This is a genomic window from Mycobacterium sp. UM_Kg27 (genome assembly GCF_000972905.1).
In the GTDB taxonomy this organism is placed as follows: domain Bacteria; phylum Actinomycetota; class Actinomycetes; order Mycobacteriales; family Mycobacteriaceae; genus Mycobacterium.
In genome coordinates, this window is record NZ_JRMM01000137.1 from 1 (window position 1) to 11013 (window position 11013).

The 11013-nt window shown below is 66.6% G+C and carries 13 protein-coding genes; 6 read left to right on the forward strand and 7 right to left on the reverse strand.

The genetic code is table 11. From position 1 onward, the window contains the following. Nucleotides 1-22: 22 nt before the first annotated feature. A complete protein-coding gene (locus tag LI94_RS17685) occupies nt 23-559 on the reverse strand; it encodes a carboxymuconolactone decarboxylase family protein (protein ID WP_024443745.1) in 537 nt (178 codons plus the stop codon). Between the two features lie 63 nt (nt 560-622). After that, on the reverse strand, nt 623-1210 hold the full coding sequence (locus LI94_RS17690) for a peroxiredoxin (protein WP_024443744.1): 588 nt from the start codon (nt 1208-1210) through the stop codon (nt 623-625). Nucleotides 1211-1326: 116 nt separating this feature from the next. Here LI94_RS17690 and LI94_RS17695 point away from each other — a divergent pair, with 116 nt between their 5' ends. Both LI94_RS17695 and LI94_RS17700 read left to right on the forward strand, forming a co-directional pair. Continuing rightward, nucleotides 1327-2259: a hydrogen peroxide-inducible genes activator gene (locus tag LI94_RS17695; protein WP_024443743.1), complete on the forward strand. Its 933-nt coding sequence runs from the start codon at nt 1327-1329 to the stop codon at nt 2257-2259. Nucleotides 2260-2304: 45 nt separating this feature from the next. Next, the gene (locus LI94_RS17700) at nt 2305-3072 is read left to right on the forward strand and encodes an enoyl-CoA hydratase-related protein (protein WP_046302012.1); all 768 of its coding nucleotides are present in this window, start codon (nt 2305-2307) and stop codon (nt 3070-3072) included. Here the strand turns inward: LI94_RS17700 and LI94_RS17705 are convergent. Together LI94_RS17705 and LI94_RS17710 are read right to left on the reverse strand one after the other, a co-directional pair. Next, complete coding sequence (locus LI94_RS17705) at nt 3064-3300, reverse strand: (2Fe-2S)-binding protein (RefSeq protein WP_046302013.1); 237 nt, start codon at nt 3298-3300, stop codon at nt 3064-3066. The genes LI94_RS17700 and LI94_RS17705 overlap by 9 nt on opposite strands. 9 nt (nt 3301-3309) lie before the next feature. Then, on the reverse strand, nt 3310-4005 hold the full coding sequence (locus tag LI94_RS17710; RefSeq protein WP_024443740.1) for a hypothetical protein: 696 nt from the start codon (nt 4003-4005) through the stop codon (nt 3310-3312). A gap of 235 nt (nt 4006-4240) precedes the next feature. Here LI94_RS17710 and bfr point away from each other — a divergent pair, with 235 nt between their 5' ends. The 3 genes from bfr (at nt 4241) to LI94_RS17725 (ending at nt 7353) form a co-directional block, all read left to right on the forward strand. After that, nucleotides 4241-4720, forward strand: a complete 480-nt coding sequence (bfr, locus tag LI94_RS17715; RefSeq protein ID WP_024443739.1) for a bacterioferritin — start codon at nt 4241-4243, stop codon at nt 4718-4720. A gap of 74 nt (nt 4721-4794) precedes the next feature. Continuing rightward, nucleotides 4795-6840 (forward strand): MDR family MFS transporter, encoded by a 2046-nt coding sequence (locus tag LI94_RS17720; RefSeq protein WP_024443738.1) that lies wholly within the window; start codon nt 4795-4797, stop codon nt 6838-6840. Between the two features lie 18 nt (nt 6841-6858). After that, nucleotides 6859-7353, forward strand: a complete 495-nt coding sequence (locus tag LI94_RS17725) for a carboxymuconolactone decarboxylase family protein (RefSeq protein ID WP_024443737.1) — start codon at nt 6859-6861, stop codon at nt 7351-7353. A 7-nt stretch (nt 7354-7360) separates the two neighbouring features. On the opposite strand, the gene LI94_RS17730 is transcribed toward LI94_RS17725, so the two are convergent. Next, nucleotides 7361-7810, reverse strand: a complete 450-nt coding sequence (locus LI94_RS17730) for a nuclear transport factor 2 family protein (RefSeq protein ID WP_024443736.1) — start codon at nt 7808-7810, stop codon at nt 7361-7363. A gap of 297 nt (nt 7811-8107) precedes the next feature. On the opposite strand from LI94_RS17730, the gene LI94_RS17735 reads away from it, so the two are divergent. Next, complete coding sequence (locus tag LI94_RS17735; RefSeq protein ID WP_046302014.1) at nt 8108-9871, forward strand: CocE/NonD family hydrolase; 1764 nt, start codon at nt 8108-8110, stop codon at nt 9869-9871. Between the two features lie 4 nt (nt 9872-9875). Here the strand turns inward: LI94_RS17735 and LI94_RS17740 are convergent, their stop codons facing one another. Together LI94_RS17740 and LI94_RS17745 are read right to left on the reverse strand one after the other, a co-directional pair. Then, nucleotides 9876-10334 (reverse strand): SRPBCC family protein, encoded by a 459-nt coding sequence (locus LI94_RS17740; RefSeq protein WP_024443734.1) that lies wholly within the window; start codon nt 10332-10334, stop codon nt 9876-9878. A gap of 113 nt (nt 10335-10447) precedes the next feature. Next, nucleotides 10448-11013 (reverse strand): alpha/beta hydrolase family protein (locus LI94_RS17745; protein WP_046302016.1); only part of this gene is annotated, 566 nt, incomplete at its 5' end.

Consider the following 11013-nt stretch of genomic DNA (forward strand, 5'->3'; position numbering starts at 1 on the left):
GCGCCGATAGGGACCAAACCGCCTACGAAGCGGTGGGGTCGGCGCCGGCGGCGAAGACCGCCTGCGCCACCCCGGCCACGATCGAGGCGACCTTGAGAGCTTCCAGCACCGCTTCGCGGCCGACGCCGGCCTCCCGGACGACCTGCTCGTGGGAGGCAACGCACGCCTGGCAGCCGTTGATGGCCGAGACGGCGAAGCTCCACAGTTCGAAGTTGGCCTTGTCGACCCCCGGGTTGCCGATGATGTTCATCCGCAACCCGGGCCGCAGGTCGTCGTAGCTACCGTCCAGGAAGTGCCGACCGCGGTAGAACACGTTGTTCATGCCCATGATCGACGCGGCGCCCAGGGCGGCCTGATAGGCCTCCGCCGACAGGTTGTCGGCGGCCTCGGCCCCGATCTCGGCCAGCACCGTGGCGTTGCGCGTGGCCGCGGCAGCGGCCAGCAGACTGCCCCAGAGCTGCTCTTCGTTCAGGACCGTGGTGCGGGCGATCGAACCCAGGTTGAGCTTGAGGTCCTTGGCGTACTCCGGGATCGCGTTCTTGAGGTTCTCAATACTCATTGGCGCTGTTCCTCCTCATCCTGGCGCTCGACATCACCGCGAGCGCGATTCCTACGGCTGCGGTCAGAGCGAGTCTTTGAGCAGCTCGCCGACGTTCAGGGTCGCCTCGCCCTTCTTCCAGTTGCAGGCGCACAACTCGTCGGACTGCAGTGCGTCCAGCACCCGCAGGACCTCGTCGACGTTGCGGCCCACCGAACCCGCTGTCACCGAGACGAACTGAATCTCGTTGTTGGGGTCGATGATGAAGGTGGCCCGGTCGGCGACGCCGTCGGAGTTGAGCACACCGGTCGCGGTCACCAGTTCGCGGTTGAGGTCCGAGAGCATCGGGAACGGCAGCGTCTTGAGGTCCTCGTGCTGGGCGCGCCAGTTGTAGTGCACGAACTCGTTGTCGGTCGAGGCGCCGAGGATCTGGGCGTCGCGGTCGGCGAACTCGTCGTTCAACTTGCCGAACGCCGCGATCTCGGTGGGGCAGATGAAGGTGAAGTCCTTGGGCCAGAAGAACACCACGCGCCACTTGCCGGCGTAGTCATCGCTGGTGATGGTGGTGAAGAAGTCGTCGGGCCCGCTCGCGTCGACCTTCGACAGGTCGCCCGGGATCAAGGCGGTGAGCCGGTAGGACGGGAACTGCTCGCCGATAGTCAACAGTGCCATGACACTCCTTGTGAGATGAGATTTCTGCATTCGGGGCGCGTTCGACGCCCGCATGCTCCATCGTGCCCTATCTGAATTAAAAATAAAAGGTGATGCCACGCACTATAATTATCGGCATGACCGATGCAAGCTATCAGCCGACGCTCGCCGGCCTGCGGGCATTCACCGCGGTGGCAGAGAAGCACCACTTCAGCCTGGCGGCGGCCGGGCTGGGTCTGAGCCAGTCGACACTGTCGCAGGCCCTGTCGTCACTGGAATCCGGGTTGGGCGTCCAACTGATCGAGCGCTCCACCCGGCGGGTCTTCCTGACCGCCGAGGGTCAGCAGTTGCTGCCTTACGCCCACGCAGTACTGGACGCGGCGACGCAGTTCTCGGCGGCCGCCGCCGGGGTAGCCGACCCGCTGCAGGGTGCCATGCGGCTGGGCCTGATCCCGACGGTGGCGCCGTATGTGCTGCCCGCCGTACTGGCCGGATTGTCCGAACATCTGCCGGATCTGAATCTGCGAGTGATCGAAGACCAGACCGAAAGGCTGCTCACCGGGCTGCGGGAGGGCGCGGTCGACGCGGCCCTGATGGCGTTGCCCGCCGAGGGGGCCGGGTTGGCCGAAATACCGATCTACGACGAGGATTTCGTCTTGGCGCTGCCGCCGGGCCATGCGCTGGCCGGCAAACGTCGGGTGCCGCCGACCGCGCTCGCGGACTTACCGCTGCTGCTGCTCGATGAGGGGCACTGTCTGCGCGATCAGACCCTGGAGATCTGCCGCAACGCAGGGGTGCGCGCAGAGTTGGCCACCACGCGTGCGGCGTCGCTGGCCACCGCGGTCCAGTGCGTCAACGGTGGGCTGGGGGTGACGTTGATTCCGCGGACCGCGGTGGCGGTTGAGGCCGAGCGCAATGGACTGGCGTTGGCCTATTTCGCGCCGCCGGCGCCCGGCCGGCGGATCGGGCTGGTGTTCCGCAGCTCCAGTGGACGCGACGAGTCCTATCGGCGGCTGGCAGGCATCATCGGCCGCGTCGTCGCCGCCGGCCACCAGGTCGAGCTGGTCTGAGTAGCGGCGCGGTCGCGGGCCGGGGGCGGCGTTTAGGCTGCACGGGTGATCCTGACGATCGAAGACGAGAACCGGGTTCGGACTCTCACGCTGAACCGCCCCGAGGCGCTCAACGCGTTCAACGAGGCGCTCTACGACGCCACGGCCGAGGCGCTGTTTGCCGCGGCCGACGACCCCGAGGTCGCGGTGGTCGTGATCACCGGGGCGGGCCGGGCGTTCAGCGCCGGTACCGACCTGTCCGAGATGCAGGCCATGGTGACCGACCCGGATTTCGTGCCCGGCAAACACGGCTTCCGCGGTCTTATCGCCGCACTGGGGCAATTCCCGAAGCCGCTGATCTGCGCGGTCAACGGACTCGGCCTAGGGATCGGAACGACGATCCTGGGCTTCGCCGACCTGGCGTTCATGTCATCGAGCGCCAGGCTGAAGTGTCCGTTCACCAGCCTGGGGGTGGCCCCGGAGGCGGCCTCGTCCTACCTGCTTCCGCGATTGATGGGACGGCAGAACGCGGCCTGGCTGCTGATGTCCTCGGAGTGGATCTCCGCTGACGAGGCGCTGCGGATGGGCTTGGTCTTCGCGGTGTGCGAGCCGGAGGGGCTCCAGGAGGAGGCCCGCCGGCATGCGGAAGTTCTTGCATCCCGGCCTATTTCGAGTCTCATGGCGGTCAAGAGCGCGATGGTTGAGCCGACGCGGGCCCAGACCCTGGCCGCGGTCGAGCGGGAGAACGCGTTCTTCGCCGAACTCTTGGGTGGCCAGGCCAACGCCGATGCGCTGGCCGCCTTCACCGGCCGGCGGGGCGGCGAATCAGTGTGATCCGACTGGGCTGATGTCCAGCGCGAGGCGCCGCAGTCCTCCGTTGTCGGCCGCGGTGGGTGTCGCGGCCAGGGCCGCCTCGATGATGCCCCGGACGGTGCAGCGGCACCGGCCGCAGTCGCCCCCCGCCCCGCACATCGCGGCAACCTCTTTCGACGTCGACGCCCCGGCGGCGACGGCGTCCGACACCATCTGATTGGTGGCTCCGACACACAGGCATACGTACATGCGATACCCCTACCGACCCTCGCCTGCGGGCGCCATCAGATCGACCGAGGTGGCGAAGCTCCCGACGAAGGGCCGGGGGTACCCACCGATTTCCATGCCGGACATCCACTCCGCGGCGGTGTCCGGGTGGTCGATCCATCGCTGTGCACTTGCCGCACTGTCGATTTCCAGCAGTGTCATCACCTCGTGCCCGTCGTCGACTGCTTGATACACCCACACTTTGCGCACTCCGGCGTCGGAGAACCGGTCCAACCCGGCATGCACTTTGGCCATCAGGTCCGCGGGGTCGGCGACGGTGGCAACCGCCCCGACGATCACCGGCGAGCCGTTCTGCTCGTCACCGGGCTGGGCCAGGTTGATCTTCTCGGTGACTTCGCCGGCGAAGATCGCGGGCAGATCGTTGACCCCGGAGCTGTCGAACCACTCGAAGACCGCGGGGGAGCGCAACAGCTCCTTGACGGAGACCCGGTGCCGCAGGCCGATCGTCACCAGCACCCGGTTCGGCTCGAACTGCGAGGTGTAGAGCACCGCATGGCGGGCGCCCAGGTCGACAAGCGGGGAATGATCCCGCTCAATGAGCGACCAGGTCCGGCCCACGTCGTCTACTCGGTAGTCCAACGCCAGCACCAGCGAATGCGGACCGTGGCGGTGAGACGTGTCGCTGCCCGAAATGCCGACACGATTGTCGGGCGAAACGAGTCTCATGTTAGTAGAGTCTAACCTAAGTAAAGCGCACCTTGCACTGGTCCGTAGCCGATGGCGATCCGAGTTCGCCCGACGACCGCAAGGCGGGTGCGGCGATTCGACGCGCCGAGACGCGGGTAAACACCCCACTGCGGGCGGTGGCCTGCACTAGATTGAATTTGGCGCGTTACGGCGATGATTCAAGCCCCGTCCGTCGCGGCCGGCATGCGAGGTTCTTCACATCAGAGGAGAGATCATGCAAGGCGACCCGGAGGTTCTCAAACTGCTCAACGAGCAGTTGACCAGCGAGCTCACCGCGATCAACCAGTACTTCCTGCACGCGAAGATGCAGGAGAACTGGGGCTTCACCGAATTGGCCGGCCACACCCGCGAAGAGTCGATGGAGGAGATGCGCCATGCTGAGGCGGTCACCGATCGGATTCTGCTGCTCGGTGGCCTGCCGAATTATCAGCGCATCGGGTCGCTGCGCATCGGGCAGAACCTGCGCGAACAGTTCGAGAGCGACCTGGCGCTGGAGATCGATGTGCTCAACCGCTTGCGTCCCGGCATCGTGATGTGCCGCGAGAAGCAGGACAGCACCACCGCGAAGCTTCTCGAGACCATCCTCGTCGATGAGGAATCTCACATCGACCACCTGGAAACCCAGCTGGAGCTGATGGACAAGCTCGGCGAGGCGCTGTACTCCGCACAGTGCGTCTCCCGCCCGCCGTCGTGATCGACCTAGCCGGGTCGCCGCTCTCGTGACGTCGCTGCCACTGATCTAGCGTCCACCGCGGACGGAAGACGACTATGACCGCATCGACGCCGGTCGCCGATGAGGTGCGACCCGCGCCGGTCAGTCCGCACCGCCGCAACCTGATCTTCCTGGCGATTGTGTTCGGCCTGCTGATGGCCGCACTCGACCAGACCATCGTGGCGACCGCCCTGCCGACGATCGTGTCGGACCTGGGTAACGCCGGGCACCAGTCGTGGGTGGTCACGAGCTACCTGCTGATGTCCACGATCGCGACCATCCTGGCGGGCAAGCTGGGCGACCTGCTCGGCCGCAAACGGGTGTTCCAGGCCGCTGTGTTGTGTTTCGTCGCCGGATCGGTGCTGTGCGGACTGTCCGCCTCGATGGGGATGCTTGTCGGCGCGCGGGCGCTGCAGGGTATCGGTGGGGGCGCCGTCACCGTGACGGCCGCGGCACTCATCGGCGAAGTCATTCCGCTGCGCGACCGGGGCCGCTATCAGGGCATGCTGGGAGCGGTTTTCGGGGTCACCACCGTTATCGGCCCGCTGCTGGGAGGCTACGTCACCGACTACCTCACCTGGCGTTGGGCGTTCTGGATCAATCTGCCCATCTCAGTGGTGGTGTTGATTGTGGCCGGCATCGCCATCCCGGCTCTGGCGGGCCGCGCCAAGCCGGTCATCGACTACGCCGGAATCGTCCTGATCGGGCTGGGCGCCACCGGGTTGACGTTGGCCACCAGCTGGGGCGGCAGCCGCTACCCCTGGGGATCAGCGGCGATCCTCGGGCTGTTCGGCGGCTCGGTGGTGGCACTGGCGTTATTCGTCTGGGTGGAGAGTCGGGCCGCTGCGCCCATCCTGCCGACCCGGCTGTTCGCCGACCCGGTGTTCGCGGTCTGCTGTGTGCTGGCGTTTGTCGTCGGCTTCGCGATGCTGGGCGCGCTCACCTTCCTGCCCACCTTCATGCAGTACGTCGACGGTGTCTCGGCGATCACCTCGGGCCTGCGCACCCTGCCGATGGTGGTGGGTATGTTGGTGACCTCCACCGGCAGCGGCGCCCTGGTGGGCCGGACCGGCCGTTACAAGATCTTTCCGGTGGTCGGCACCGCGCTGATGACGATCGCGTTCGCGCTGATGTCGCAGATGAACGCCGCCACGCCGGCGCTGCTGCAGTCGGCCTACCTGGTGATCCTGGGTGCCGGTATCGGGTTGTCGATGCAGGTGCTGGTCCTCGTCGTGCAGAACACCGCGAATTTCGCCGACCTCGGCGTCGCCACCTCCGGGGTCACGTTCTTCCGGACCATCGGCAGCTCATTCGGTGCGGCCGTGTTCGGGTCGTTGTTCGTGAACTTCCTGGGCCATCGGCTCGGTCCGGCGCTGAACAGCGCCGGACTGGCCGCCGGTGCGGCCGACTCGCCCGAGGCGGTGCACCGCTTGTCGCCGCAGCAGGCGGAGCCGATCGTGGCGGCCTACGCCGACTCCCTCGGGCAGGTGTTCTGGTGCGCCGCGCCGGTCGCGCTGCTCGGCTTCGTGCTGGCCCTGTTCCTGCGCGAGGTCCCGCTCAAGGAGCTGCGCGACAGTGCGGTCGACCTGGGTGACGGGTTCGGCATGCCCACCAACGCGTCGTCGGACGATCTGCTGGAGAGCGCGGTCGGGCGACTGCTGCACAACGAACCGGGGATGCGGCTGCGCTCCATCGCACTGCGGCCGGACTGCCAGCTCGACGTCGCCGGGCTCTGGACGGTGCTGCGGATCTACCGGTACACGCAGGTATTTCGGACCGCGCGGCTCAGTGACATCGGCAAGCGCCTACGCGTGCCCTACGAGATCCTCGAACCCACAGTCGATCAGCTGGTGTCTCAAGGCTATGTGCTGCGCGACGGCGATCACCTCGGTCTCACCCGGGCCGGTCTGCGGCAGGTCGGGTTCGTGTCCTCGCTGGTAGAGGATTGGGTGGTCGACAAACTGGCCCGTTCGCCCGGATTCGAGGGCCGCCCGGATCGCGCCGAGGTTTCCGCTGCGCTACAGCGGATCGCTCGCCGGGCCCTCATCGATCCCGACGATGCGGGGGAGTCGGCGGAGTTCAGCAGCACTGCCCACCGTTAACCGCTAGCATCGCTGAATATGAGCCGAATCGGGGCGTTCGCCGCAGACGACGTAATGGGCTGGATGGTCAAATCACCTGACCTGGCAGCGGGAATCGGCGGATTCAGTACAGCGGTCTACAACAAGGGCCGGTTGCCGATGCGCACCCGTGAGCTGGCCCGGATGGTGATCGCCTTCGACAACGAGTGCACGGTATGCGCCAACACCCGTGATGCCGACGGCCCGGCTGCCGGGGTCGACGAGGACCTCTACGAGCACGTTTCGGAGTGGCGCACCTGGCCGGGCTACAGCCCGCAGGAGCGGCTGGCCGCCGAGTTCGCCCATCGCTTCGCCACGGACCACACCGGGCTCCGTGACGACGAGGACTTCTGGTCGCGCTGCGCCGAGCATCTCAGTGACGAACTGGTGGCCGACCTCGCACTGTCGTGCGCACTCTGGCTCGGCATGGGGCGGCTGCTGCGCACGTTGGACATCGGACAGGCCTGCACACTGACCCTGCCCAGCAGGGCTTGATACCGACTCAGATAAGGCCGGTGGCGTCGAACATCCACGACATGTCGGCCTCGGCAAAGTCTTCCAGCCAGGTCGACGGCGCATGGGCCGTCAGGCCGGCCATGTCCCAATAGTCTTTCCACAGCGCGATTTTCCCGTCGATCACCTTGTGCACCGTCACGAAGCGCAGCAGTGCGGTCTCGCCGGTGGCCCAGTTCCACGTTTCAGAGTGCTCGTAGAACACGTCGGCGCCTTCGGCGACCAGCAGGCCCGGATGGTTCTGGTATCCGGCCAGCGGCTCCAGACCGATCTTGAGGCGCTTGACGATGTCGAGCGGACCGCGGGCGGCCGCGGCCGGGCCCACCGGCATGTCGACATAGATGCAGTCTTCGGCCAGAAAGGGTTTCACCGCGTCCCAGTCACGATTCGACAGTGCCCGCCACATCTCGGTGACGATGTGTTTGACGTCAGCCGGCACGTCGATGCCCCTTTCCGGTGAAGCACATGACACGCCGGAATATACGCCGGCGCCACACAGGTGCCCGAGCGGGACGGGTGCGGAGTTTAGAGTCTGGGCATGGCTGATCGGCGGACGGTGCGAAGAGTCGGATGGCTGCTTACGGGAGCCGCTGTGGCGGGGGCCGCCGGTGTCGCACTACGGAAATCTGGGTCGGCCGTGCGCGCTCGCCAGAGCAGCCCGTCGCCGTTGAGCCCGGAGTGGGCCCCGCCCCCCGCGCGCTACGGCGTCGGGGTTCGGCGCAATGTCGCTGTGGAAATGAGCGACGGTGTCGTGCTGCGCGCCGACGTGCATTACCCCACCGTGATCGAGACCGGTGAGCCCGCCGCTGGGCCGTTTCCGGTGCTGTTGGCGCTGACGCCCTACGGCAAGCTGGCGCCACCACCGGCCGCGCAGATCGGCGGTGGTCCCACCCCGCGGCTGATCCGGCGGGGCTACATCGAGGTGATGGTCGACGTTCGCGGAACGGGGGCCTCCGGCGGATCATTCGCGATGTTGTGTGCCGATCAAGCCCGAGACGGTGCCGAGTTGGTCACCTGGGCATCGACGCTGCCGAATTCCAATGGCCGCGTAGGCATGTTCGGGATTTCCTATCTGGCGATCAACCAACTGTTCACCGCGGCCGCGGTGGGCCCGGATTCGCCGTTGAAGGCAGTTTTTCCGGTTATGGCAGCCAACGACTTCTATCGCGACGTCGCAACAATGGGCGGCGTTCTGCACCTGCCTGCGGTCCGCGGCTACGGCGCGGTCTACTCGCTGCTGAACCTGATCAACCCGGCGCTGGAGTTTGTCACCCCCGGCGGACATCCCCGACCGCGGGCGGGCGGGGTCGCAGCGGTCCGCCAGCGCGGCAAAGACCAGCGCAGCTTTTTCGGACCGTTGACCGAGGAGGCCCGCAGCGGCGGTGACGCCGCCTATGACGGCTCGGTATGGGAAACCATGCGGCCCGATCGGGTGCTCGCGCAGATCGCCGCCAACAAGGTGGCCGTCTTTCTGGTCGGCGGCTGGCACGACGCCTTCCAGCGCGGAGCGCCGCTGAACTACGCGGCGCTGCAGAACGCCGCCACCGGCCGGCCGGTGAGCGCCCCGATGCAGCCGGGGCAGTCGCTGACGGATCGGGTCAGGCTCCTGATGGGTCCGTGGTACCACGTCTCGGATTTCGGTGGGCTGCGGATGCAGGATCTACAAATGCGCTGGTTCGATTATTGGCTGAAAGACGATGCGACGGCTGCCTTCTCAGGCTCGCCGTTGACCTTCCAGGCCATCGGCGACAGGCGCTGGTATCACACTCGCGAATACCCGATTCCGCAGGCGACTCCCACTCCGCTGTACCTTGCGCAGCCCGGACGCTTGGTGCCCGAAGTTCCGAGCGAGCAGAGCCTTGCCGCGCTGCCATACCGCTCGCGGGGACCCATGTCGGGGCGCAGTCTGGAGCAGTGGTCGCTGGGGCTCAACAGCTTTGTCACCACGTCGGCCGGCGGCCGTACCCGGCATGACCAGGACAACCGCCGGGTTCAACGGGGAGCGCTGACCTACACCACCGAGGCGTTCGACTCACCGACCCTGCTCGCCGGTCCGATCACACTCAGCGTGCACGCGACGGCCGACACCACCGAGACACTGTGGGTCGCTCACCTCGACGATGTGGCACCCGAGGGGGTCAGCCGTCCACTCACGATGGGCGCGTTACTCGGCTCGCACCGAGAGCTGGATCCCGAACGTACGTGGTATCTGCCGGACGGCACTGTGCTGCGCCCGCACCACATCAGCACCCGGGCGGCGGTGCGACCTGTGCAGCCCGGTGAGCTGACGCGCTATGACATCGAGATCTTCCCGACCGCGGCGTTGATCGCGCCGGGGCACCGACTGCGACTGACTGTGACCACCTACGACTTCCCGCACCTGGTGCCGAACGCACCGGCACGGGAGGCGTTGGCGGGCGGCCTTTACCAGCTGCACCAGGGGGGACCCACCCCGTCGTTCCTGTTGCTTCCGCTGGCTGACCCGGACAGTCTGAACTAACCGGTCAGCCCTGTTCTGCCACGTCGCGGATTCGCTCCAAGGTGCGGCGCATATCGCGAATGTTGTTGCGCTGCCGCAGAAAACCACCGAACAGGTAGTAGTACACGGTGGTGAGGAAGGAATTGGCCAGCTGGAACGATTCAGTGACGTCGGTGCCATCCGCAGTGGGTGTGAGTTCGTAACGCCAGCGGTTCACCGCACGGTCGCCGGCAAGCACCGCGAAGCCGAACACCCGATTCGGTTCGCACTCGGTGACCCGGCACGTGGTCCAGTACACCGGACCGATCCCGTTGCGCCGCACATGTCCGCGGAATCGTGCGCCCACCGCGGGGCCGTCAGCGCCGTCGAGCCATTCAGCCTCAAAGGTCTCCGGAGAGAACTTCCCGATATTGCGGACGTCGGCCACCAGATCCCAGATCCGCTCGGCCGGAGCCGCCATATGAACTGTCGCCGAACCCTGCATGCGGGCAATCAAATCACGTCCGCGCCAGCAGGGTAACCCCCTGTGGGGAAAGTACTGGGCCCCATCCGCGAGCGGATGGGGCCCAGTACTAACGCTGCGTTCGATTCCGGGGCTTAGCTGCCACCGGTGGCACCGAGGTGGCTCTGCAGGTCAGGCTTCATGGCCTGCAGCTGCTGACCCCAGTACTCCCAGCTGTGGGTGCCGTAGTCGGGGAAGTTGAACACCGCGTTGTTGCCACCGGCCGCGGTGTAGAGCTCCTGGAACTTCTTGTTCTGGCCGATCATGAAGTTGCCCTCAAGGAACGTGGCGGGGATGTTGTCGCCGCCCAATTCGTTCGGACGACCGTTGCCGCAGTACACCCAGAGCCGGGTGTTGTTGGCGACCAGCTTGCCGACATTGACCGTGGGGTCGTTGCGCAGCCAGGCCGGGTCGTCGTCCGGGCCCCACATGTCTTCCTTCTTGTAACCACCGGCGTCACCCATGGCCAGCCCGATCCAGCTCTTGCCGTCCGAGGGGTTGATGTAACCCGACAGCGAGCCGGCGTAGGTGAACTGGTTGGGGTGGTAGATCGCCAGCGTCAGCGCCGACGCACCGGCCATCGACAGGCCGACCGCGGCGTTGCGGCTCTGGCTCACGCCGTACTCCGAGGCCAGGTAGGCCGGCAGCTCGCTGGTGAGGA

Bases quoted from the DNA above. Each gene is read 5' to 3' on its own strand.
- LI94_RS17690 (WP_024443744.1), bottom strand. From the start codon at position 1,210: ATGGCACTGTTGACTATCGGCGAGCAGTTCCCGTCCTACCGGCTCACC.
- bfr (WP_024443739.1), top strand. From the start codon at position 4,241: ATGCAAGGCGACCCGGAGGTTCTCAAACTGCTCAACGAGCAGTTGACC.
- LI94_RS17720 (WP_024443738.1), top strand. From the start codon at position 4,795: ATGACCGCATCGACGCCGGTCGCCGATGAGGTGCGACCCGCGCCGGTC.
- LI94_RS17685 (WP_024443745.1), bottom strand. From the start codon at position 559: ATGAGTATTGAGAACCTCAAGAACGCGATCCCGGAGTACGCCAAGGAC.
- LI94_RS17710 (WP_024443740.1), bottom strand. From the start codon at position 4,005: ATGAGACTCGTTTCGCCCGACAATCGTGTCGGCATTTCGGGCAGCGAC.
- LI94_RS17725 (WP_024443737.1), top strand. From the start codon at position 6,859: ATGAGCCGAATCGGGGCGTTCGCCGCAGACGACGTAATGGGCTGGATG.
- LI94_RS17735 (WP_046302014.1), top strand. From the start codon at position 8,108: ATGAGCGACGGTGTCGTGCTGCGCGCCGACGTGCATTACCCCACCGTG.
- LI94_RS17705 (WP_046302013.1), bottom strand. From the start codon at position 3,300: ATGTACGTATGCCTGTGTGTCGGAGCCACCAATCAGATGGTGTCGGAC.
- LI94_RS17740 (WP_024443734.1), bottom strand. From the start codon at position 10,334: ATGCAGGGTTCGGCGACAGTTCATATGGCGGCTCCGGCCGAGCGGATC.
- LI94_RS17695 (WP_024443743.1), top strand. From the start codon at position 1,327: ATGACCGATGCAAGCTATCAGCCGACGCTCGCCGGCCTGCGGGCATTC.